Genomic DNA, 23625 nt, shown 5'->3' with positions numbered 1-23625 from the left:
TAACTAGAAGAAATGCATCGGCGCGGTCGTGATAGGAGCGCCCTGTCCTGAGGCACGGGAACCCCAGAGCCCGTGCCTCCTTTTTCCAGGCGCTCGCAGGCCTCAGCCGGCGCTCTCATGGCGCTTGGCCTGCTGCCACAGCGCTTCCTGACTCATCAGATCACGTTCGGGCAATGGCTTGCCCTCGGCGGTCGCCAACGCCTCCATGTGGCGGAAGCGGCGTTCGAACTTGGCGTTGGCGTGGCGCAGCGCCTGCGAAAAATCCACGCCGGCGTGACGCGCCAGATTCACCACCACGAACAACACGTCGCCAATCTCATCCTGCAGGCGCTGGCGATCACGCCCGTTGGCGAACTCGGCGCGTACCTCGCCGACCTCCTCCAACAGCTTGTCGAGCACGGGCTGCTCGTCGGGCCAGTCGAAGCCGACTTTGGCCGCGCGCTCCTGCAGCTTCAGCGCGCGCTTCCATTCCGGCAGTCCGTGCGATACGCCGGCAAGCGCGCTGGCATCATGCTGTTCGCCCTTCGCTGCGCGCTCGGCGGTCTTGATGTCTTCCCACGCCTGTTTCTGCGCATCGAGATCGTCGTAGCTCTCGTCGCCGAACACGTGCGGGTGGCGGCGCACCATCTTGTCGCTGATGGCATGCGCCACATCGGCAAACTCGAACAGTCCGGATTCCTTGGCCATCTGCGCGTGAAACACCACCTGCAGCAGCAGGTCGCCCAGTTCATCGCGCAGATCGTGCCAGTCCTTGCGATCGATGGCGTCCGCTACCTCGTAAGCTTCCTCGATGGTGTATGGCGCGATGGTGGAGAAATCCTGTTGCACATCCCACGGGCAACCGTTTTGCGGATCGCGCAGACGCGCCATGATCGCCAACAGATCGTCCAGGCTGTGCCGCTTCGTTTCGCTCATAAGGCGTCCAGGTCGGCAGCGAGCAGGCGTGCCTTCCAGTCGATCGAGGTGTCGCCCACCGTAATGAATTCGGGATTGATCAGCGAGTCGCCACGGTTGTAGCGCAAGGGTTCCCCCGCCAGATCGAGCACAGCGCCGCCCGCCTCCTCCACCACGCTCTGGGCGGCGGCGGTATCCCACTCGCTGGTGGCGCCGCGACGCAAATAGACGTCCGCCGCGCCCTGCGCCACCAGACAGAACTTCAATGAAGACCCCAGCGGCGTCGACTGGTAGCCGTCACCAATCAACTGCTGCAGCAGCGCGGTACCGGAGCCACCATGCGAGCGGCTACCCGCCACCACCGGAGGCTCTGCCAATACGCGTGTGCCGATGCGCTGCCAGGCTTCGCCAGCGCTGGCCTGCATCCAGGCTCCATGACCGCGTGCAGCGGCATACAGCACGCCCGTCACTGGCGCCAGCACCACGCCAAGCACCGGCTGATGATCGTCGATGAGCGCAATGTTCACGGTGAACTCGCCATTGCGCTTGATGAACTCGCGCGTGCCATCGAGCGGATCCACCAGCCAGTAGCGCTGCCACTCCTGGCGCTGTGACCAGGGCGCGGCACGCGCTTCCTCCGAAACCACCGGCAGGTCGCCTTCGAGCTGCGTCAGCCCGGCCGCGATCACACGCTGCGCGGCGAGGTCGGCTGCGGTGACGGGGGAATGGTCGAGCTTGCGCTCCACTTCGAAGTCTTCGCCGTAGACCACCAGGATGGCTTCGGCGGCATCGCGGGCAATGGCCGCCACCTGTTGCAGCAGCACGGGGAGAGAAGGATGCGTCATGTCGGAAAAAACCGGCCGGCGAGATACTCGCGGGCCATGAAAAGGGCGGCAATGGAACGGCCTTCGGTCACGTCGTCGCGGCCCACCAGCTTATGCAGGTCGGCCATCTTCCACGGAACCACTTCCAACTCTTCGGGCTCGTCGCCTTCCAGCCGTTCGGGATACAGATCCTGCGCCAGCACGACATGCGCCATATGGGTCATGTAGGAAGGCGACAGCGACAGGTTGTGCAGAATCTTGAGCTTGCGCGCGCCGTAACCGATTTCTTCCTTGAGCTCGCGATCAGCGCCCTGCTCCACGGTTTCGTCGCGATCCAGTCTGCCCTTGGGCAGACTGAGTTCGTAACGGCCCACGCCGGCGCCGTACTCGCGCACCAGCAGCACCGTCTCGTTGTCGATCATGGGAACGATGATGACCGCGCCCATGCCGCCGCCCTTCAGCCGCTCATAGGTACGGCGCTCCCCGTTGGAAAACTCGAGGTCGAGCTGCTCGACGCGCAGAAAGCTGCTATCGCGAACGTCTCTGGTGGCATGAATGATCGGTGGTTTGCGCATCGGGCGATTGTAGCGCGGCTTAGCGGACAGCCGCCCGAGCGTGCCGACGGCCGGTAAACGCACCCCAGAACAGCAGGCCGAATGCCATGGCATGGCCCAGGCTCGCGGCCACACCCCAGCCGGTCATGAGCCACCGTACGCTTGAGAAACCGCCATTTTGCGTGGCATGTGGCAGATACCAGCCATACATCGCGGCGTTGGCTATCGTGATCACGAACTCGAGCACGCAGGCGCTCAGTATCAGCAGCGCGGCCTTTGGGGCGGCGGGCCAGAGCACGGCCGACAACGCGATGCCGATGATGGCTACGACGAACATCGGCGCGTTGCCCAGCAGCAAACTATAGAACGTGGCCAGTCCTTCCATGGGTGCGCCTCAATGATGGGCCGATGAAAAGCGCGCAAGCGCCTGTGCGTGGATGGCCGGCGTTCCTGCCAACACGCTGGTGGTATCAAGCGTCAGCGCGTTGCCCTGGATATCGGTGAACACGCCGCCGGCCTCGCGCACGATAACGGCCAGCGCAGCGATGTCGAGAATATTCACATCCGATTCGATCACCAGATCCAGGCTGCCCCGCGCGAGCAAGTGGTAATGGCAGAAATCGCCGTAGCCGCGGATGCGATTGCTGTCGCGGATCATCGCCCCCAACGCATCCCAGCGGGCATCTTTCGTCAGTGTCTTGATGTTGCCGGTCGAAAGCGACGCTTTCGCCATCTCACCGGTCGCTGCCACGTGAACGCGTTCGCCCTCGAACCACGTGCCGCCACCGGCGCTGGCCCACATGGTTTCGCCATAGATGGGCGCACTCGACACGCCCAGCACCAACTCGCCGCGATGCATCAGCGCAATCTGCGTGGAGAAGAACGGCGTGCGGCGCACGAAGCTCTTGGTGCCATCCAGTGGATCAACCATCCACAGAAGTTCGTGATTGTTGTCGTCTCGGCCGAATTCCTCGCCATAAATGGACGCCTGTGGAAGCGCCTGCTGCAGCACCTTCCGGATCGCCAGTTCGGCCTCGCGATCGGCGACGGTGACGGGCGTATCGTCGCTCTTGATCTCGACATCCACGCCGCGCCGCCAGTAATGCCGAATCACCTCGGCCGCCGCTTCAGCAGCTTCGCGCGCGGCCACGAGGGCCTTTGGCAGATCCAGATCACTCATGACTTTCCCCCGGGCACGGCGGCCGCCAGGCCACCGCTGTAGTTGATGTGGGTGACACCATCCGCATCGGTCGCGCCAAATCCCGATAGCCATCGCTGTAAGGCTGGAGCATTCCCTCTGGACGCAGCCACAGCGGTGAACCGCCGGGCCAGTGGGCTAAGTTGCAGGCGTCCATCGATCCGCAGCGGCCCCTGACCGCTGTCGGCCAGATGTCCTTCGATCACACCATTACTGGCATGCAGCGACAATTGCAGCGTGCCCAACGGTATCTCACCCTGACGTGGTGTAAGCACCATCGCATCCATCCAGTGCCCCCGTGCATCGAGGGTCAAGGGCCAGCCGCCGTGCAGTTGAACCTTGCTCGCTGTCATTTCCAGCGTGCCTCGCGGCTGCCCTGTGGGCAGTGTGAGTTGGGCTGCCAGCACCTCCAGATCCAGGCGCATATGGACGTCCGTCCACTGCGCGTCGGCGGCATTCGCCCCGGTCATGCTGCCACTGAACTCGATGCGGGGACCATGCAGTTCGAAGTGGAGCCGGTTGTCCCCCAGCAGCGCGCGACGCGACAGCTGCCAGTTGGCCCGCCCGAGATCGGAGCCTTTGGCGGAGATGACCTGGCCAGCCCGGCCGTCCCACAACGGGCCGCTTACCTCTTCAAGGCGCACGCCATTCAGGCGCGACGCCAACAGCGGCATCACCCAGCGGGCGGGCAAGTACCACAACAGCAGCAAACCAAGCGCCGCCAGGGCCAGCACACCGAACAATGCAGCACGCCAATACTTCAAACCAGCATCCCTTAAGGCAACACTGATGAAGTATCGCCATTGTCACCGTCCCTGTCTGCCTGCAGATCACAGGGGCGACGGCGAAGGCAGACTGGCCGTCTGTCGAGTCGACGCCCCGAAGAGATGTGGGCAGACAGGGACGGCCCCGCATATATCATTCATTAGATGGGGTGATGCCTGAAAGGCTCACAGACGCGCGCGCGTGGCTTGGCAAGACGGCCACGCGCGCGCGTCTGTGAGCCTTCCAGGCATCATGACAACGGCGATACTTCATCAGTGTTGCCTTATCTTGAGCAGGAGCGCCTAAAACCCCGATCATAGCCCGATGAACACTCTCCCCGCTGCCGACGCGCTGGTGCGTCGTGACCTGAGCCGCCTGTGGCATCCCTGTACACAGATGCATGACCACCAGACGGTGCCGATGGTGCCCATCGCCCGCGGTGAGGGCGCCTGGCTGATCGGCACCGATGGGCGCCGCTATCTGGATGGCATCAGTTCGTGGTGGACCAACCTGTTTGGCCACGCTAATCCGCGCATCGCCGCTGCCCTGGCGGATCAGGCACGCACGCTGGAACACGTGATCTTTGCCGGCTTCACGCACGAACCCGCCGTCGCTCTTGCCGAAGAACTGGTGCGCGTCACGCCGCCGGGACTGGATCGCGTGTTCTATGCCGACAACGGCTCGGCCGCGATCGAAGTGGCGCTGAAGATGAGCTTCCACTACTGGCTCAACCAGGGTCACGGCGAGAAGACACGCTTCATCGCGCTTACCGGCAGTTATCACGGCGAAACGCTGGGTGCATTGTCGGTCAGCGACGTGGCGCTTTATCGCAAGACGTATGCGCCGCTGCTGCTCACTCCTTTTCTTGCGCCAGCACCTGACACGTATGAAGCGCAGCCCGGCGAAACACCGTCCGAGCTGGCGCAGCGCCGCCTCACAGAACTGCGTCAGTTGCTGGAGCAACACGCGCACGAAGTTTGCGCAGTCATCGTTGAGCCTTTGGTGCAGTGCGCCGGCGGTATGCGCATGTACCACCCAGACTATCTCGCCGGCCTGCGCGCGCTTTGCGACGAGTATCAGGTGCATTTCATCGCCGACGAAATCGCCGTGGGCTTCGGCCGCACCGGCACACTGTTTGCGTGCGAGCAGGCACAGGTGTCACCTGATTTCATGTGCCTCTCCAAGGGGCTCACCGGCGGCTTCCTGCCCCTGTCGGCCGTGCTCACCACGACGCAGATCTATGAGGCGTTCTACGCCGAATACAGCGCAGGCAAGGCGTTTCTGCATTCGCACAGCTATACAGGCAATCCGCTTGCGTGCCGGGTTGCGCTGGAAACGCTGAAGATCTTCCACGACGAACCGGTGCTGGAGCGCAACCGCGCGCTGGCCGAGCATCTTGCCAGCCGTCTCGCACCGCTAAGGGATCATCCGCACGTGGCCGATGTTCGTCAGACCGGCATGATCGCCGCGGTCGAACTGGTCGCAAACAAAAGCAGCCGCACGCCGTTCCCTGCGGCGGAACGGCGTGGGCTGCGTGTTTACCTGCACGGCCTCGCCAACGGCGCACTGCTACGCCCGCTGGGCGACGTGATCTATTTCATGCCGCCCTACGTCATCAACACGCAGGAAATCGACCACCTGGTGGACACGGCCATCAGCGGTATCGAACGCGCCGTCGCCGCCTGAGAAGGCGGCCCGCCGACGCCCGCTCGATGGCTTAATGGCCGCGAACGGAAATACTGGGATCGAGCTGCTGCAGTGCCCGCGCCGTGTCGATCTGTCCGGTGTTCTTGATGTCCTGGCTGGTATAGCTGTTGCCATGCACCGGCAGGCAGGTACCCGGCTTCGCCGGAATCAGGCTGCCCGTGGTTTGCAGGCAAGCGCGGTCGCCCGGCCTCGGCGGTACTTGCCGCTGGCTTGGTGTCGCCTCATTGGCGCTGACTTGCCCTTCCGGCAGAGCCTTCATCATCTTGCTGTCAGGCGCCGGGGCCGACGGGGGCTGCGTGCTTTGGGCTGCCGCGACCGAACTGACACCCAGTGCGAGTAGCAGAATCAGAAGCGACGTGTGGGTGGTTTTGTTCATGATCCACCTCCGGGGATGAGTGGGGACAAATCACATCCTGCGCCGACACGGGCCGGCAGGCAATTCAGGCTCCCAGGCGGCCGGTCGCTCGTTCAGGTATCGCCGCGCAAAGCGCCCGGACGGCGCTGCGCCGGTCCGTTATGCTTTCCGTTTCGACAGGTATGAAACGCTTCATGCGCACCATTCGCATACACGTGGACCAACCCCTCGCCGCCGGTCTGGAACTGGGCCTGCCCGCGCAGGCCGGCGAACATGTGGCTCGCGTGCTGAGGCTCGCAGCGGGCGATGGCATCATCCTGTTCAACGGGGACGGCTGCGACTACCCGGCGGTCATCCAGGCGGTCGGCAAACGTGACGTAACGGTGCAAGTGCAGTCTTCACAAGCCGTCGACAATGAATCGCCGTTGCCACTGACCCTGGCGCAGGGCGTGGCCCGCGGCGAGAAGATGGACCTGATCGTGCAGAAGGCCACCGAACTTGGCGTTGCCCGCATCGTGCCGCTGCTCACGGAGCGCTCCGAAGTGAAGCTTGATGCCGCACGGGCGGAGAAGCGCCTGGCGCACTGGCGCGCCGTGGCCGCCAGCGCGTGTGAGCAAAGTGGGCGCGCCCGGCTGCCGGAGGTGGTGCCCGCCATTCCGTTGGAACAGTGGTTGCGCGCTTTGCCCGCCGATGGCGCGCTGCGCCTGGCCTTGCTGCCTGAAGGCACGCAGCGACCGGCCGAACTTTCCTTTACGCCGGCTGGCGGCTTGCTTGTCGTGGGCCCGGAAGGTGGATTGGGTCAGCGCGATACCGCGGCGCTCACCGACGCCGGCTTTATCGGCTTGCGGCTCGGGCCACGCATTCTTCGGACGGAAACGGCGGGGCTTGCGGCGCTGGCGGCGCTGCAGGCTTTGCATGGGGATGTTTGACGTGGCGCTGATGTAGCGTTGTCGCGAGCACCCGCCCCTCACCCCAGCCCTCTCCCCGGAGGGGAGAGGGAGCGAAAGGTTGAGCGCTGCTGGGCTCAGCTCGCGAGATCGAGCAACCCGATCAACTCAGCTTCGATGCCTTCCAGATCCGGAATCACCGCGATGTCATCGCGCACCAGCACCTGTGCACGCACGCCTGGCGGCAACGGCGCGCCATCGTGGGTCGGAATGATCAGCTCGGCATTGAGCGTGGTCAGGCGCGGGAAGCCCTGAGTCACCACCGCAATAAACGGCAGATCGGCGTGACCGCCTAATGCCTTCAGCACGGCCACGCGCACCGACTGCTCACTGTCCCCTTCGCCAGCACCCGCCAGCGCGTTGAACGACAGCAGCGGCACACGCCAGCCACGCCATGCGATACGACCCAGCAACCACGCCGGCGCCCCTTCCACCGGTTCGGGTGTGGGCAGCGTGATCACTTCGGCGACAGTGGCGTTAGGCAGCAACAAACGAAGGTTGCCGACCGGTACCAGCACGCAACGAATTTCACGGGGTAGCGGTAGTTCGCTCATCGGCGGCCCTCCATCGACATCTCTTCGACCAGGCGCGCCGCCAGTTCAGCAGGCGTGCCGGAATAACTGTTCAAACGCTCGGCTTCGATGCCATGCACCATGTCGGCGAAGTGGCCGTCGGTCGACGCCTCCACCCACACCTGGCCGCCACGATCATGGATCGCCTGGCAACCGCCCAGCGCATCGTTGGCGTGGCCGGCAAACACGATCGCCTGCGCATTGCGGCCAAATACGTTGGCCGCCATGGTAAAGCTGGCATCGATCGGCGAGCTCTGTACATCCTGACCATTAAGCGGCTGTAGCTCGATGCGCCCATCGCGATACACCCGCACCTGCTGGCCGGCAGGCACCACCAGCACCTCGCCGGTACGCGCGCGCGCACCCGGCTCGGCCACTCGCACGGGCAAGCCGCTGTGCATGGCCAGGGTATCGGAAAGGGATTCCACCGAGTTGCCGCCCAGATGCTGGACATGCAGCACGGCTGTGCGCAGATCGGCCGGCAAATGCGACAGGAAGGCGCAGACCGCCTCGACGCTGTCCGCCGCGGCACCAAGCACGACCAGGCGACTGATCGCACTGTCGAGACCCTCAAGCACCATTTCGTTGCCGCCCTCGTAGACCGACTTCGGAGCGATGGCTTCTTCGATCGACACCAGCTCCAGGGTCATGCCCGGCTGGATGAACGAGGCCAATTCGTCGCCGCCTTCCGGCGCGAGGTATTCCGCGGCACTGAGTTTTTCGACGCCAAAGTCCGCCGATCGCTCCGCTGCCGGTACCGGCGGCGGCGCTTCTTCTTCGTCGACCAGCGACCAGCTCGACGCCGCCTGGAAAGCGGATTGCGATTTTTCTTCGATGTCGACACTCGCCGCTACCGGCGGCATGAACGATTCGTCGATCGGCGCAAGCGCCAGATGATCGAGCTGGAACGACGGCATCGCGCGAACCGCCGTTTCCTGCGGCGCTACCTCGATGGGTGCGGGCCCCTGCGTGACAAAGGTGTCGACACCAAAGTGGCCGTCATGCAGCGGAGGCAAGTCGTCCTCCGCGTTGAATTTGAGTCCGGAGCCGAAATCGTCTTCCGCCGCCGCAGGCTCATCCGCAGCCAGCAGCGCTTCGAGTTCGGCGGCCAGCGTTTCCGATTGCACCTCGGCGATGTGGGCACTCGGCATCGCTACAGCGACGTGTTCCACCACCGGCACCGCCTCCATGTCTTGCATCGCAAAGGCTGGAAGCGGCGGCATATCGGTGTGGCCGGCGCTGAGTTCGTGCTCTTCCACTTCGGGCACGGCAGGCGCGTTCTGAGGGCGCGGCGGATCGAGATCGCCTTGCGCCATCACCTTCACCGCGAGATGACGCGCCCAGCGCGCGCGATCCCAGCCGCCCAGCGCACAACTGGCTGCAGCATCGTTGAACACTACGCGCGGATGATCGCCATCGATCACCTCGTAGAGGCGATCCAGGTCGTCGGCGGCATCGTCGTCGAGATTCACCACCAATACTTCGGCGCCCGTGCTGTCGATCATCTGCCGACTCAGGGTGGACAGTGCACCTTCGTGCACGATCCGCGCCCCACGCTCCCGCAGTGCATCGCGCAGCTGACCACCCAGCTCGACATCGTCAAACAGCAGCGCTACCGCAGTCGCCGTTTCAGCCATTGAACGACTCCGTGATGCGCTGCTCCAGCACCTCGCTGATTTGCGCGAGCAATTCGGCTTCCTGGTAAGGCTTGCCGAGGTAACGATCCACGCCGATATCGAAGGCACGCTGACGGTGCTTATCGCCGGTACGCGAGGTGATCATGATGATCGGCACGCCACTCAGTCGCGGATCGGCCTTCATGTGCGTGGCCAGCTCGTAACCGTCCATGCGCGGCATTTCGATGTCGAGCAGCATCAGGTCCGGCACACGTTCGTGCAGTTTCTCGATGGCGTCGACACCGTCCTTCGCGGTCGCGACTTCGTACTCGTGGCGCTCCAGCACGCGGCCAGTGACCTTGCGCATGGTGATCGAGTCGTCGACCACCATCACCAGCGGACGCACGCGCGTCTCTTCCACCACCGGCGTCGCCACGGCGCTGAGGCCTTCCTCCAGACGCTGCTGACGTCGGACGACGCCATGGCGCACCAGCGGAGCGAGATCGAGAATGATCAGCACCGAGCCGTCACCCATGATGGTGGCGCCGAGGATGCCCGGCACCGAGCTGATCTGCGGGCCGACGGACTTCACCACGATTTCGCGCGAACCGATCACCGCATCGATGCGGATCGCCGCACGCAGATCACCCGCGCGGGTCAGCAACAGCGGCAGCTGCTCTTCGTCACCTGCATGGCTGCCCACAATGCCGAGCAGTTCGGCCAGATCGTGGATGTCATAGGTGTCGCCGGCATACGGGAACGACGGCTCCGGCTCCGCCAGGCGCTCGGCCAGTTCGGACGGGCTGATGCGGGCCACGCCCTGTACCGAGGTCATCGGGATGGCAAAGGTCGATTCACCGATGCGCACCAGGATGGCCTGCGTCACCGCGAGGGTGAACGGCAGGCGCAGCACGAAGGTGGTGCCTTCGCCCGCCCTGGATTCGATCGACAGCGAACCGCCGAGCTGCTTGATTTCATTCGCCACCACGTCCATGCCCACGCCACGGCCAGCAAGCTGGGTGACGGTGCTGGCCGTAGAGAACCCGGGCTGCGTGATGAGCGCAAGCACCTGGTCGTCACTGATACGCGTGTCGGAGCGAATCATGCCACGCTCGATGCCGCGCTTGCGGATAGCGTCGCGATTCAGGCCGCGGCCGTCGTCCGTTACGCGCACCACCACTTCGGTGGCTTCACGCGCGACGCGGATGCGGACGGAGCCTTCGGCCGACTTGCCCGCCTTGCGGCGTTCGTCCGGCGACTCGATACCGTGCGCGACAGCGTTACGCAGCATGTGCTCGAACGGTGCCTTGATGCGGTCGAGCAGGTTGCGATCCATTTCGCCATGCGCGCCTTCCACGTACAACTGGGCGCTCTTGCCTTCTTCCTGCGCGGCCTGCCGCAGCGTGCGGCGCAGGTTGGGCACCATGGTGTCGAACGGCAGCATGCGGGTGCGCAGCAGACCTTCCTGCAGCTCCGAGCTTACGCGCGACTGCTGGATCAGCAGCGTTTCCGCCTGGCGCGTCAGTTCGTCGAGCATGCCCTGAATGGACACAAGGTCGGATACCGATTCGGCCAGTGCACGCGAGTACTGTTGCAGCTGTGAGAAGCGATCGAGCTCGAGCGGATCGAACACCGCCATGCCCGCTTCGCGATGCTCACGCTGGAAGCGCGCGATGATCTGCGCTTCGGTTTCGATTTCCAGCATGCGCAGCTGGCTACGCAGACGCTGCACGGTCTGGTCGAGTTCGACCAGGTTGAAGCGATAGCCGGCCACCTGCTGTTCGAGACGCGAACGGTAGATCGCCACCTCGCCGGCGTGGTTCACCAGCGTGTCGAGCAGTTCGGCGCGAACGCGGATCTGTTCCTGCGGCGTGCTGGCCGCTTCGTCGCGCTCTTCCGGCAGGAGTTCCGGCAGCAACGCCGCACGCTCGGGGAACGGCAGCACCGTGGCAGACACCGGCGCGGCGGCCGGCGTCGCGTGCCCGGTTTCACCGGCCATCGCCAGGAAGCGATCGATCATCGCCTGCGGATACGGCACCGGACGGCCCTGCGATACGCACTGAACCAGACCGTGCAGCTTGTCGAAGCCTGCCTCGAGCGCCGCAATCAGCTGACCGACAGGCGCCGAATTGGCCTGCAGCGGTTTTTCCAGCGCGGTTTCGATGGCGTGGGTGAGATCGCCCACCGGCACCAGACCGGCAATGCGCGCGCCACCCTTCAGCGTGTGCAAGTCGCGCAGCAGTTCGCCGAGATACTGGGTTGCCATCGGCTCTGCTCGCCACTGGGCAAGCACACCGTCGGAGTGATCCAGAATCTCGCGAGCTTCTTCGACGAAGATTTCCAGCAGGTCGGGGTCGATCTGGCCGAGTTCGAGCAGGTGCTCGCTCTCTTCCACATCGTGAGGCGCGAAGGGCGTGGGCTCGGCGACGAGCGGCTCGATGGTTTCGGACGCCGGTTCGATGGTCTCTGCTACCGGCTCGATGATCTCGGCCACCGGCTCCACGATTTCCTCGGCCGCTTCCGCGACATCGGCATCGTGCTCGACCACGGGACCCACAACGACTTCTTCGACGTCGTCGGCGAGCAGGTGGTGTGCGGCCTCCACGGGCTCGTCGGCCAGTGTGAGTTCCTCGATTTCGAGCTCGTGGGTGACCACATGCTCGACCGGCTCGTCGACGCCGTCTTCTTTGGTACCCAGCTCGAGCGACTCGGCTTCGCCGAGGAGTTCCGCATAGACCGCGGCAAACTCATCCTCTTCAGCCGTCGGGGCCGCCACCGGTGCCGCGTCGGCAACGTGGCTCACCGGCATCTGATCGGCAGCGGGCAGATGGGCGTCGAGATCGAACTCGCCGAGCGCTGCGAGGAGCTCGTCGGCGTAGCTGTCGGTTTCGGCAGTGGCCGGGGCGGTAGCCACGGGTTCTTCTGTCGCGTCGTGACCGTGCGCCGTCAACAGCGCAGCGTCGAGCGACGCAGCCAGCGCCTCTTCGTGCGAGGTGTCGGCCACAGCAGCGGCAGGCGCTTCGTCCATGTCCTCCGCATGCGGCTCGAACAGGACGTGCGCGACCTGCGGCTCGGGCTGGCTGTCGCGCAGCTCGGTCAGGCGCTGGATCAGATGGTCGAGATCCGGCAGCTGCGGCGACGGCGCATCGAACTGCGCCATCACGTGATCGACGGCGTCGGCACTCTGGCCGAGCAAATGCACGCCCTCGGTCGACAGCGGCAGGCTGGCGGCACGCAGACGCTTGAGCAGACTTTCCAGCGGCGAAAGCAGCTGGGTCAGCAGCGGCACGTCGACCATCGCAATGGCGCCGTGCAAGGTGTGCACCGCACGCAGCAAGCCGTCATCCACGCGCAACTCACCGCTGACGCGGTTGATGGCCGTGCGAATGGTGGAGAGGTACTGCGCCACTTCGCTGCGCAGAATCTCCAGCAACACCGGATCGATCGGCGGCATCACTGGCGCATGAATCGCCTCGAACACCGGCGCCGCGGTTTCCATCGGCGTCGTTTCGATATCGGCAAGGCTGGCGCTGGGAATCGTGGCCGCCGCGGCATCGATGCGCGGCACGCGACGGCGCACCACGCGGCGCACCGTCTCGGTGGCGGCCGGCGCCACGTCGGCAATGCGTGCGTCTTCCTGACCTGCGGAAAGGCGCTCGGCGGTGTCCATGATGGCCGCGAGCGGCGCCGTCAGCACACCCTCACCCATCAATGCAGCGCGGAACTGCGGCAACGCGTCGATGGCAGCCACCACCACATCCCGCACGCCTTCGGTCGGCGGAACCGACTGATCGAGCACGCGGTTGAGCATGTTCTCGATCTTCCACGAGAACTCGCCCAGCATCGTGGCGCCGACCAGGCGGCCGGAACCCTTAAGGGTATGGAAGGAACGACGGATGGGTGTCAGCGCTTCAAGGTGCTGCGTGTCGGCCAGCCAGGACTGACGGGCCGCATGCAGGCTGTCGATTTCTTCCTGCATTTCCTCCAGGAAGATCTCGCGGATGTCGTCGTCTATGCCGGCCGTGCTGGACTGGAACCCTGCGTCGATCGACGCGCTACCAGACACGGGCACCTGCTCGAAGATTTCTTCTTCGATCTCGACCCAGTCTTCGTCGCCGCCCTGCAGCACTTCCTGCGGGCTGACTCGCTCCGTGTCGGCCAGGCGCAGACCGGTTATTTCATGGGCTTCGGATGGCGTCGTATCAATGCTGCCGACGATCAGACCCGACAGGTCGTCGCCATGTGCGAGGCTGACGCTTTCGCTGAGCTCCGGTTGGCTGGCAAGCGCAGCAGCCAGTGCCGCGTCGGTCGCCTTGGCAATGTGCTCGGGCGCCTCGTCCCAATCTTCCGGGGCGGGTGCGCGCGCAGCCGGCGGCGGCCAGTAGCCCAGCGTGCTGAGGCTGTGTTCGGCCACGTCCAGGATATGTTCCAGGCCGCCACGATGTTCGCGCGCCGCCTCGAGGTAGTACTCGAGCGCAGCGAGTGCATCGGCCAGATGATCCATCTGGGCGCTGCTGGGCACGCGGCGATCCGCCAGCAACTCGTTGCCGACAAAACGGCCGATACCTTCAGCGAGCTCGGCGGGACGCGGCGCGGACAGCATGCGCATGGCGCCGGCCACCTCATCCATCAAGGCGCCTACGTCGGCCAGCTGCGGCGGCTGCCAGCCGGATTCCACGTACGCGACGATGGCCTCCTTCACCTTGCCGGTGTTGGCGGTGGCCTCGTGCATCAGCGTGGCGAGGATATGGCGGGCTTCGCTGCGCGGCAGCATGCTGGTGGCGTTTTCGGGCGCGCTTTCTTCGTCGGCACCCAGGCTTTCGATGTGGTCGTCCAGCGACGCTTCCACATAGAGCAACGCACCGGCCACGTCGAGCAGCAGCTCTTCGTCGGGCGCACGCACGCGGCTGGCGATCTCTTCCAGCACCCGGCGCTGTTCGTTGACCACGCGGCGCGGCACGCCCAGGGCCAACATGCCCAGCGTATCGCCCACGCGTTCGAGAATTTCAGTCTGATTGGCCAGCTGTGCCGGGTCGGCATCGGTCTGGCGCAGGAACAGGTCGAGCGACTCCTTGACGCGCAGCAAGTCATCCTTGAGCGCTTTGGCCACCGAGTCGAGCAACGCCCGGTTGTGGCCAGCCATCGAGCCACGCGCGTGCTCGATCTCACCCGCTTCGGGCAGCAGTGCATCGAGCGCATAGGTCTGACGCAGCTGTTCCATGCGCGGACTGCCCTGTCGGGCCTGACCCACCACATAAAGCAGTTTGCGCGCCAGTTCATCGGCGTCGCCGCCACGCAGGCTAGCCTCGCCGTGCTCGACCAGCTGGCGGATGCTGCGATCCACCTTGCCGATCAGCTGGCGCACTTCGTTAGCCTGGCTCTTCAGCGGGCCCTGTTGCATGCCTTCGAGCACGCCGGCTGCAATCCACCACAGACGACGACCCGGCACGCTGTGGCAGCGCGCGGTAATCGCATCCAGGGTCTGGATCATGCCAGCCAATTGCTGGTCATTGCCCTGGCCACGGAACCACGACAGCAACTGCTGCTGGAACCGCAGGCGCAAGGTGGCCACTTCGCTGCGCTGACGCTCGAACACGACGTCGTGCAGCGCCGCCGGCGCGTGTGCCGGCAGGGCCAGGTCGAGGTTGGGCGTAAACAGCGCTGATTCGTGCAGCGCCTGCTGGCCGCGGCTGGCGCGCAGGTCGTTGAGCAGCGGCAGCAACACCACCGGCACGTCGCGATGACCACCGGAGAGACGCTCCAGGTAATCAGGCAACTGCATCAGGCCGCGCATCAAGGCCGCATAGGCCTCTTCGCGATCGGCCACGTGGTCCTCGAGCAGCGAGATGGAGAGTGTTTCCATCTCCTCGGTCACCATCGCCGCGCCGTACAGCTCGACCATGCGCAAGGTGCCCAGCACTTGGTGCAGGCTGTCCGCGCACGAGCGCATGGCATCCCGGTTGCCCGGGTTGTCGACATAGGATTCCAGCGCCTCGCGGGCCAGGGCGAGCGTCTCGTCGAGCTCGGGCTTGACCCATTGCAGGGTGGTGAAATCGATGTGGTCTTGAAGTCTCATGCGCCCCTCTCAGCGGCCACGTAACCGTTTGTCACGCAACCGGCGAGGTTGCCCCCTGTGAAAAACGTTGTTAGCCAGCTCTTTCAACCCGGCAGCTTGAAGTGAGCCACCGAGCGCCGCAGGTCACTCGCCAGCTGGGCCAGGTAACCGATCGAGTCGGCCGTCTGGCTTGCGCCTTGTGAGGTCTGCGAGGTGATTTCCTGGATCGCATTCATCGACACCGAAATATCGGTAGCGGCGGTCGACTGCTGGCGCGCCTGGGTGGAAATGTTCTGAATCAGCGCGGACAGATCGTGCGACACGCGCTCGATGTCACCCAGCGCACTACCCGCGTCTTCCGCGAGTCGGGCACCGGCCACCACTTCGGCGGTGGTCTGTTCCATCGAGTTCACCGCTTCGTTGGTGTCGGACTGAATGGTCTGCACCAGCGTTTCGATTCGCTTCGTGGCGCTCGCAGAGCGTTCTGCGAGTCGCTGCACTTCGTCCGCCACGACCGCGAAACCGCGACCCGCTTCACCCGCCGAAGCAGCCTGAATGGCGGCGTTCAAGGCGAGGATGTTGGTCTGCTCGGCAATGTCGTTAATCAGTTCCACGATGGAGCCGATTTCCTGCGACGATTCACCCAGTCGCTTGATTCGCTTCGACGTTTCCTGGATCTGATCGCGGATCGAGTCCATGCCCGAAATCGTTTCGCGCACCACCTCGGCACCGCGCGAAGCGATTTTCACCGAGCGTTCGGCCACGTCGGCCGATTCGGCGGAGTCCTTCGACACGGTATCCATCAGACTCGCGATCTGGTTGATCGCGGTGGTCGCGGTGCTGATCCGCTGCGCCTGATGCTGCGCGGACTCGGCCAGGTGACGCGCAGTGGTCTGCGTTTCCTGGGCGGAGGACGACACCTGTTCCGACGTTTCGTTAATCGTCGTCACCAGGGTGCGCAACTCGTCGATGGCGTAGTTCACGGAGTCGGCGATGGCGCCCGTGATGTCTTCGGTCACCGTGGTTTTGACGGTCAGGTCACCTTCGGCGAGCGAACCCATTTCGTCCAGCAGGCGCATGATGGCCTCCTGGTTACGCTGGTTGAGTTCGGCCGAGTCCTGGAAGCGGCGGCGTTGGTCAGCCACCAGCTGCACCACCAGCACGATCAGGAAGGCCGCCGCGCCGATAGCACCGAGCACGCCCCACCACAGGTTGGGGAACAACCTGCGAGTCGGCAGCTTGCTGATCTGGTCAGCCAGTTCGTTGGCGCGCAGCAATACGTTCTGCGAATCCAGCGAGGCCTGGTTGCCTGCGCGCTTCACGTCGCTGAGGTTACCTGCCGCACCGACCAGCTTGCCGACCGGATCCTGCAGGTTCTCCCACTGCGTCTGCATGTCGCTGAGGATCTTGCGCGCGTTGGTGTCACCCATGGCGCGCACGCCCACTTCGGTGTTGCCTTCGAGCAGACCCTTGAGCACCGAGCCGTACAACTGGCCGTCGCGGGCCAGGCCGTCGGCGGCAGGCTGCGAGGCGTCGCCACCCTGCAGCACTTCCTGCACTCGGCGGATCATACGGTCGGCCAGCAGCATCTGGCGGGCAGAGGTATAGGTCTGCTCCGCGCTACCGCCGCGCTGCTGAAGGATGTTCACCACCTGCTCCATGCTCGAGTTGAGCAGGGGCAGATCGCGCGACAGCGTGCCGGCGCGTTGCGCCGAATCCACCACCAGCGCCTTGTTGGACAGGATCTTGCCGATGTCGGCGTCGAGCTGACCCCACGCATTGCCCAGGGCGGTAGCGGCGCGGCCGGCAGCAGAGGCGTTGTTGTCGGCGTAGGGCTTCAGGCCGCCCTTCTCGTCGCCCTTGGCCAGACGCTGCACCGCCGAGTCGATCGCATTGCGGTTGGTTTCCAACTCTTTGAACGAGTCGACGTTACCGTCCGCCGCTTCGAGGGCATATTTCGCCGTCTGCTGCGACAACACCTGAATCTGGGTCGTCAGACCCACGGCCTGGGAGTCTTCACGACCCCGCAGCGTGAGCATGATGAAGTCCACACCCGTAAAACCGAACGCGATGACCAGTGCAATGATGAGGCTTGTATAGCCTCGCTCTTTGCCCACGCCCCCTGTAGTGCTCATTTCGTTCACCTCGCCCGTCTACACCCCCGCCGCTGTTGCCGGCAAAGGCTTCGGATCATCGCCCTGATTCCGGCCTCGAACGGCACCGGCCCTACTTGTCGTCCAATCTGTTGCTCGTCAGGCTGCAGCCTGACGGAAGTCCGGCGCACGCACCAGCTTGCCCATGTTGAACATGGCCAGCTGCGGCTCGCCTACGCGATCCTCGACGAAGCGCGTCAGGCGCGGATCGTCCTCTTGCTCGGCATTGCGGCGCTGCTCGGTATCCACCGTGCGCTGACCGAAGACCTCGTCCACCATCAGCGCCACGCTACCGCCGCCCTGACGTACTACCAGCAGGCGCGTACGTTCAGTGGACTGCGTGCGATCACCAAACAGGAAGCGGGCCAGATCGATCACCGGCACCAGGTTGCCGCGCACGTTCGCCACGCCCAGCAGCCATGCCTGGGTGCCAGGCACCGGCGTCAGCGAGGGTACGGCAAGCAATTCGCTGATCTCGTCGATGCCGCTGACGAACAGACGACTGCCGGCGCGAAAACCAATGCCGCGCCAGAGGCCAGGGGCCTCCAGCTTCTCCGGCGTACCGGAGGCGTGAGCCAGCGACAGCCGCTCGTAATGCGCAAGGAGTTCGAAGGGCGTGAGCGAGGCGGTCTGGCTCATTCTGGCCTCATGCAGCGCTGGGAAGCAGATCGTTGATGCAGGCCAGCAGGTCTTTTTCGTTGACCGGCTTGGTGATAAACGCGCGCGCCCCCTGACGGAGGCCCCACACTCGATCGGTTTCCATCGACTTGGTGGTAATCATCACGATGGGAACGTTCGACGTTTCCGGGTCGCGCGTAAGCGTACGCGTGGCCTGAAAGCCATTCATGCCGGGCATGATGACGTCCATGATGACCAGGTCCGGCTTCGCAGCGCGCACGCGTTCGATGCCGTCCTCGGCGTTGCCAACCGAGTCGACCTTGTAACCCGCACGCTCCAGCAGCGTGGTGAACACGCGCACGTCGGTCGGTGAATCGTCAATTATCAGAATATTGGCCACAGGTCCCCCTAGACCCTGTAGTCGCCGGCCTTACACCGTGCAGACATGTCTATGGATAGCGCCAAGCAGCTCATCTCGTGTGAACGGCTTGGTCAAATATTGTTCGGCGCCGACGATGCGGCCGCGTGCCTTGTCGAACAGACCATCTTTCGAGCTCAGCATGATCACGGGCGTTCCGCGGAACTGCGGATTGTTCTTGATCAGCGCGCAGGTCTGATAGCCGTCGAGGCGCGGCATCATGATGTCGACGAAGATGATCGCGGGCTTCTGGTCGGAGATCTTGGCGAGCGCCTCGAAACCGTCCACCGCCGTGAGCACGTCGCAACCCTCTTTCTTCAGCAGGGTTTCGGCGGTTCGACGAATGGTTTTCGAGTCGTCGATAACCATGACCTTGAGGCCGGCCAGGCCATTTCCACTTATGTTCAAGTTCACAACACCCCCCTGCGACCCGCCCCAGGCTCAGGAAATCATGCGACCACTAACTCTGGGCTAGCGGTCCCATATGGAGAAAATCCGTATTGTCGATACGACGTACGGCAACCATTCAGCCGGCAGGCACTCGTGCGTTGCTGTTTACCGCCTGCCCGCTCTAACGTCAAGCTGGAATCTCACGTTAAGAGTCCTACGTCATTGAATTGAGTGGTTTGCCCTGTTGTGAATCCGATCGTGGGGCCGACCGGCAATGCCTGTGTAAACGCCATCTCTGGGCCGCCTCTTGCCAGGGAAGGCGGTGCGCCGACCCTCGATCGACATACACTCCACGCTCCCCGAAGCCGGTGCCACCCGTGACACTGGTCCGTACAAACACGCTCTTGTCCGGCCCAGTGCCAGGACCAGATCGTGAAGAAGCTCTACTACCGGAGAATGACGATGACCCTCTCGGTCGCCGTGCTGATGGACCCGATCGGCTCGATCAAGATCGCCAAAGACACCACGTTTGCCCTGCTGCTGGAGGCCCAGCGGCGTGGCCACAGCCTGTTCTACATGGAACAGGGCGACCTGGCCGCCCGCAGTGGCGAGCCCTGGGCCCGGCTGGCACCGCTCTCCGTGCGCGAAGACGCCTCCGGCTGGTACACGCTGGGAGAGCCGCAATGGCGCGACCTGCGCGAGATGGACGTGGTGCTGATGCGCAAAGACCCTCCGGTCGACGCCCAGTTCATCTACGACACCATGGTGGCGGAGCTGGCTGAGCGGGCCGGCGTCACCGTGGTCAACCGCCCGCAGGCGCTGCGCGACTGCAACGAAAAGCTGTTCGCCATGCATTTCCCCCAGTGCATGGCCCCCACCCTGGTGACCCGGGACGCGGCCGATCTGCGCGCCTTCGTGGCGACTCATGGCGAGGTGGTGCTCAAGCCGCTGGATGGCATGGGCGGGCGCGGCATCTTCCGGGTCAAGGCGGGGGACAGCAACCTCAACTCCATGCTGGAAACCCTGATCGCGGCGGGGCCGCACGGGGAGCACAAGCACTTCACCATGGCCCAGAAGTTCATCCCCGAGATCAGCTCGGGCGACAAGCGCATCCTGGTGGTGGACGGCGAACCGGTGCCGTACGCCCTGGCACGCATCCCGCAGGGCAGCGATTTCCGCGGCAACCTGGCCGCCGGCGGCCGTGGCGTGGGTGTGCCGCTGAGCGACCGGGACCGCTGGATCGTGTCGCAGGTGGCGCCCGAACTGCGCCGGCGCGGCCTGCTGTTCGTGGGCCTGGACGTGATCGGCGATTACCTCACCGAGATCAACGTCACATCGCCGACGTGTGCGCGCGAACTGGACGCCCAATTCGGGCTTAATATTGCCGGCCAATTGTTCGACGTCGTCGAGCAGAACCGAACCGGAAACCGCGCTGCGTGAGCCAACCTGCTGTCCGCACCGGCGCCGACATGATCGGCGCCACGATGCTTTTCTCGCTGTTGCTGCACGGCGTGCTGATCCTTGGCATTGGCTTCACCTACGTGAAGTCCAGGCCCAGCCTGCCCACGCTAGACATCACCCTGGTGGACGTGGCCAACCGCGAGTCGCCCGACAAGGCGGACTTTCTGGCCCAGGCCAGCAACAGCGGCGGCGGTGAAAGCGACAAGGCCGCCCGCCCCTCGCAGCCGGTGTCAGGCGCCCTGCCCCGGCCCACGCATGGGGTAGCCCCTCAGCCGGTAGAAGCCGGCGCGCCGCGCCCACAGGAAGCGACCGACGACAAGCTGCTCACCACCACCGGCAACAGCCATTACAGCGTCAACACGGACAGCGCCAAGCTGGAGCAGACCCCGCAGGACCTCCCGTCGGCCGACGAAATCAAGCGCAAGCAGGAGATGGCCCAGCTTGCCGCCGAGGTGCGCAGCCAGAGCCAGCAATACGCCAAGCGGCCGAAGAAGAAATTCATCTCGTCCAACACCAAAGAGTACGCCTACGCGGCGTATATGCGCGGCTGGGTGGATCGCGTCGAGCGTGTGGGCAACCTCAATTACCCCAACGAAGCACGCCGTCGCGGCCTGCATGGCGATGTGCTCATGACGGTGACCCTCAACCGCGATGGCTCCGTGAAGGGCATCGAAGTGGTGCAAAGCTCGGGCCAGCCGCTGCTGGACGCCGCCGCTCAGCGCATCGTGCGTCTGGCCGCACCGTTCCCGGCGTTGCCCGTCGATAAGGAGCATATCGACGAGCTGAATATCACGCGTACGTGGCAATTCATGCCCAATGACATCCTGCGCAGCCGGTAGGAAAAAGCGAGGAGTGAGTGACGAGAAGTGAGAAAAGTAGAGAGAGCTACCGCTCTTCTCTCACGCCTCACGCCTCTTTTTAGCTCCCTTTTGGGCCCATCCGTTCCCCCAGTGGGCATACAATGGCGCCATGACAGCTCCCAGTCCCCCGTCATCTCTCGCCGGTCACTTTCTGATCGCCATGCCCAGCCTGGCGGAGCCGCCGTTTTCGCGCAGCGTGGCCTTCATCTGCCAGCACGATGAAGATGGTGCGGTCGGCCTGCTGGTCAATCAGCTCTCCGAGTACCGATTGGGCGACGTACTCGCCCAGATGAAGCTGGAATGCAACGACCTGGAACTGGCTGACGCCCCCGTGCTCATCGGTGGCCCCGTGCAACAGGAGCGCGGCTTCGTACTGCATCGCGAACCTGGCCACTGGGAATCCAGCTACCGCATCAACGCCGAGTGGTCAGTGACCACCTCGCGCGACATCCTGATCGCCATGGCTCATGGCGAGGGTCCGCGCCTCGCCGTGATGGCGCTGGGCTATGCGGGATGGAGCGCCGGCCAGCTCGAGCAGGAGCTCAAGGACAACACCTGGCTTACGGTTGAGGCCAGCGAGCGGGTGGTATTCCACACCCCGCTGGAGGAGCGCTGGAGCGCCGCGGCCGGTCTGGTCGGCGTCGATCCGCTGCAATTGCCCGGCTACGCAGGGCACGCATGAGCTGTGTGTTCGGTTTCGATGTCGGCAGCAAGCTGATCGGCGTTGCTGTCGGCAATCGTTTGACCGGCAGCGCGCGCGGCCTTGCAGCCATTGCCGTTCGCGATGGCGATCCCGACTGGTCCCGGCTGGATGCCCTGCACAAGGAGTGGCAGCCGGACACGCTGGTGATCGGCCTGCCGCTGACCCTCGACGGCGAAGAGCAGCCAGCCAGCAAGCGCGCCCGCCGCTTCGCCGACAAAGTCGCCCAACGCTACAACCTCCCCTCCGAACTTACCGACGAGCGCTACAGTTCGCAGGAGGCCGCGCAGCGCTTCGCCAGCGCGCGCGCCGCCGGACTGAAGAAGAAGCGCGACGCCGCCACGATCGACGCTGAAGCCGCTGCCGTCATCCTCGAACGATGGCTGGCCTCGGCAGAAACCACCGGATACTGACCTCCCTACGGACCGCCGCCCGCCATGAGCCCACGCCTGCGCCACCTCACCACGCTCGAACATCTCCCTCGCGAAACCATCGAGCGCTTGCTCGACCGCGCGGAGATCATGCGCGACGGTTGCGCCCATGGCACGCGCAAGCTGGACACGCTGTCGGGCCGTACCATCCTCAACCTGTTCTTCGAGCCCTCCACGCGCACGCGCACCTCGTTCGAACTGGCGGCGCGCCGTCTTGGCGCCGATGTCATCAACTTCGACATCGGCTTCTCTTCCACCGCCAAGGGCGAGGCGTTGTTCGACACGCTGCACACGCTGGAGGCAATGCATCTGGACGCCATCGTGGTGCGCCACAAGCAGTCGGGCACACCGGAAGAACTGGTACGCCATGCCATGAGTGGCGTGTCGGTGATCAACGCCGGCGATGGCAATCGCGCGCACCCGACCCAGGGCCTGCTCGACGTATTGACCATCCGTCAGCATCGTCCCGATTTCAGCAAGCTCACCGTGGTGATCTGCGGCGACGTCAAGCACTCACGCGTGGCGCGCTCGGACGTGCACGCGCTGACCGCGCTTGGCGCGAAGGAGGTTCGCCTTTGCTCGCCCAGCGGATTGATGCCTGAGGCCGACGAATTCCCTCAGTGCGTGATCACCGACGACTTCGACGCGGCCATTGAAGGCGCCGACGTCGTGATCATGCTGCGCCTGCAGAAAGAACGCATGGCCGCCACCGACCTGCCCGACGAGGCGGCTTACTTCACCCGCTATGGCCTGGACAACCGCCGCCTGCAGCGCGCCGCCAAGGGCGCCCTGGTGATGCACCCGGGACCGCTCAACCGGGGTATCGAGATCGCTTCGGAAGTGGCCGACGGTCCGCAGTCGCGCATCCTGGAACAAGTCGGCAATGGCGTGTTCGTGCGCATGGCCGTGCTGGCGGAAGTACTCGGCCGCTAAGAGCCGCTCCAACATCTCCGGATGACCTCGAACTCCTACCCTCCCTCACCGGCATCCCCGCTCTCGCGGGGATGCCGGTGAGGGAGTAGCGAGACTTTTCGGCGTCACCTCTGTGCCACGCCGCGGCCCGAACAGCCGTGGCGCGCCGCGATATGTCACGAAATGCAGGCATAA

Annotated in this window: 21 protein-coding genes; 7 read left to right on the top strand and 14 right to left on the bottom strand. The window is 64.5% G+C overall.

From position 1 onward, the window contains the following. Positions 1-102: 102 nt before the first annotated feature. The 6 genes from mazG to gspN are packed head-to-tail and all read right to left on the bottom strand — an operon-like array spanning position 103 to position 4234. Complete coding sequence (gene mazG, locus OQE56_RS06260) at positions 103-915, bottom strand: nucleoside triphosphate pyrophosphohydrolase (protein WP_267222616.1); 813 nt, start codon at positions 913-915, stop codon at positions 103-105. After that, positions 912-1739, bottom strand: a complete 828-nt coding sequence (cysQ, locus tag OQE56_RS06255; protein WP_267222614.1) for a 3'(2'),5'-bisphosphate nucleotidase CysQ — start codon at positions 1737-1739, stop codon at positions 912-914. Before cysQ ends, mazG begins: the two co-directional genes overlap by 4 nt. Next, positions 1736-2293, bottom strand: a complete 558-nt coding sequence (gene nudE / locus OQE56_RS06250; RefSeq protein ID WP_267222612.1) for an ADP compounds hydrolase NudE — start codon at positions 2291-2293, stop codon at positions 1736-1738. The genes cysQ and nudE overlap by 4 nt, the downstream gene beginning before the upstream one ends. Positions 2294-2312: 19 nt before the next feature. Continuing rightward, positions 2313-2657, bottom strand: a complete 345-nt coding sequence (locus OQE56_RS06245; RefSeq protein ID WP_267222610.1) for a hypothetical protein — start codon at positions 2655-2657, stop codon at positions 2313-2315. A gap of 9 nt (positions 2658-2666) precedes the next feature. After that, a complete protein-coding gene (locus OQE56_RS06240) occupies positions 2667-3452 on the bottom strand; it encodes an inositol monophosphatase family protein (protein ID WP_267222607.1) in 786 nt (261 codons plus the stop codon). Further along, positions 3449-4234 (bottom strand): type II secretion system protein N, encoded by a 786-nt coding sequence (gene gspN, locus OQE56_RS06235; RefSeq protein WP_267222605.1) that lies wholly within the window; start codon positions 4232-4234, stop codon positions 3449-3451. Before gspN ends, OQE56_RS06240 begins: the two co-directional genes overlap by 4 nt. Positions 4235-4559: 325 nt before the next feature. On the opposite strand from gspN, the gene OQE56_RS06230 reads away from it, so the two are divergent. Continuing rightward, positions 4560-5921 carry an adenosylmethionine--8-amino-7-oxononanoate transaminase gene (locus tag OQE56_RS06230; RefSeq protein ID WP_267222602.1) on the top strand — a complete coding sequence of 454 codons (1362 nt, stop codon included), beginning with the start codon at positions 4560-4562 and terminating at the stop codon, positions 5919-5921. A 31-nt stretch (positions 5922-5952) separates the two neighbouring features. On the opposite strand, the gene OQE56_RS06225 is transcribed toward OQE56_RS06230, so the two are convergent. Then, the gene (locus tag OQE56_RS06225) at positions 5953-6318 is read right to left on the bottom strand and encodes a hypothetical protein (RefSeq protein ID WP_267222600.1); all 366 of its coding nucleotides are present in this window, start codon (positions 6316-6318) and stop codon (positions 5953-5955) included. Between the two features lie 173 nt (positions 6319-6491). Here OQE56_RS06225 and OQE56_RS06220 point away from each other — a divergent pair, with 173 nt between their 5' ends. Continuing rightward, positions 6492-7226: a 16S rRNA (uracil(1498)-N(3))-methyltransferase gene (locus OQE56_RS06220; protein WP_267222598.1), complete on the top strand. Its 735-nt coding sequence runs from the start codon at positions 6492-6494 to the stop codon at positions 7224-7226. A 95-nt stretch (positions 7227-7321) separates the two neighbouring features. Here OQE56_RS06220 and OQE56_RS06215 read toward each other — a convergent pair whose 3' ends face one another. From OQE56_RS06215 to OQE56_RS06185, 7 genes are all read right to left on the bottom strand, one after another. Further along, positions 7322-7798: a chemotaxis protein CheW gene (locus tag OQE56_RS06215; protein ID WP_267222596.1), complete on the bottom strand. Its 477-nt coding sequence runs from the start codon at positions 7796-7798 to the stop codon at positions 7322-7324. Next, entirely contained in the window at positions 7795-9453 is a 1659-nt protein-coding gene (locus tag OQE56_RS06210; RefSeq protein ID WP_267222595.1) for a chemotaxis protein CheB, read from the bottom strand. The genes OQE56_RS06215 and OQE56_RS06210 overlap by 4 nt, the downstream gene beginning before the upstream one ends. Further along, a complete protein-coding gene (locus OQE56_RS06205; RefSeq protein ID WP_267222593.1) occupies positions 9446-15508 on the bottom strand; it encodes an Hpt domain-containing protein in 6063 nt (2020 codons plus the stop codon). Before OQE56_RS06205 ends, OQE56_RS06210 begins: the two co-directional genes overlap by 8 nt. Positions 15509-15591: 83 nt before the next feature. Then, positions 15592-17622, bottom strand: coding sequence for a methyl-accepting chemotaxis protein (locus OQE56_RS06200; RefSeq protein ID WP_267222591.1), 2031 nt, complete (start codon positions 17620-17622; stop codon positions 15592-15594). Positions 17623-17739: 117 nt separating this feature from the next. After that, on the bottom strand, positions 17740-18279 hold the full coding sequence (locus tag OQE56_RS06195; protein ID WP_267222590.1) for a chemotaxis protein CheW: 540 nt from the start codon (positions 18277-18279) through the stop codon (positions 17740-17742). Positions 18280-18286: 7 nt separating this feature from the next. Further along, positions 18287-18658: a response regulator gene (locus OQE56_RS06190; RefSeq protein WP_267222588.1), complete on the bottom strand. Its 372-nt coding sequence runs from the start codon at positions 18656-18658 to the stop codon at positions 18287-18289. 30 nt (positions 18659-18688) lie between these two features. Beyond that, on the bottom strand, positions 18689-19045 hold the full coding sequence (locus OQE56_RS06185; RefSeq protein WP_199096830.1) for a response regulator: 357 nt from the start codon (positions 19043-19045) through the stop codon (positions 18689-18691). A 483-nt stretch (positions 19046-19528) separates the two neighbouring features. Between OQE56_RS06185 and gshB the strand changes: the two genes are divergently transcribed. From gshB to OQE56_RS06160, 5 genes are all read left to right on the top strand, one after another. After that, entirely contained in the window at positions 19529-20506 is a 978-nt protein-coding gene (gene gshB, locus OQE56_RS06180) for a glutathione synthase (RefSeq protein WP_267223379.1), read from the top strand. Next, positions 20503-21366, top strand: a complete 864-nt coding sequence (locus OQE56_RS06175) for a cell envelope integrity TolA family protein (protein WP_267222586.1) — start codon at positions 20503-20505, stop codon at positions 21364-21366. The genes gshB and OQE56_RS06175 overlap by 4 nt, the downstream gene beginning before the upstream one ends. Positions 21367-21496: 130 nt before the next feature. Then, complete coding sequence (locus OQE56_RS06170) at positions 21497-22069, top strand: YqgE/AlgH family protein (RefSeq protein ID WP_267222585.1); 573 nt, start codon at positions 21497-21499, stop codon at positions 22067-22069. Next, positions 22066-22500 carry a Holliday junction resolvase RuvX gene (gene ruvX, locus OQE56_RS06165; RefSeq protein WP_267222583.1) on the top strand — a complete coding sequence of 145 codons (435 nt, stop codon included), beginning with the start codon at positions 22066-22068 and terminating at the stop codon, positions 22498-22500. The genes OQE56_RS06170 and ruvX overlap by 4 nt, the downstream gene beginning before the upstream one ends. A 24-nt stretch (positions 22501-22524) precedes the next feature. Continuing rightward, on the top strand, positions 22525-23451 hold the full coding sequence (locus tag OQE56_RS06160) for an aspartate carbamoyltransferase catalytic subunit (protein WP_267222582.1): 927 nt from the start codon (positions 22525-22527) through the stop codon (positions 23449-23451). Positions 23452-23625 lie beyond the last annotated feature (174 nt).

The sequence above is a fragment of the Dyella silvae genome, assembly GCF_026421305.1.
Taxonomy (GTDB): domain Bacteria; phylum Pseudomonadota; class Gammaproteobacteria; order Xanthomonadales; family Rhodanobacteraceae; genus Dyella; species Dyella silvae.
Note: the sequence above shows the minus strand (reverse complement) of the source record. Positions and strands in the feature narration are given on the sequence as shown.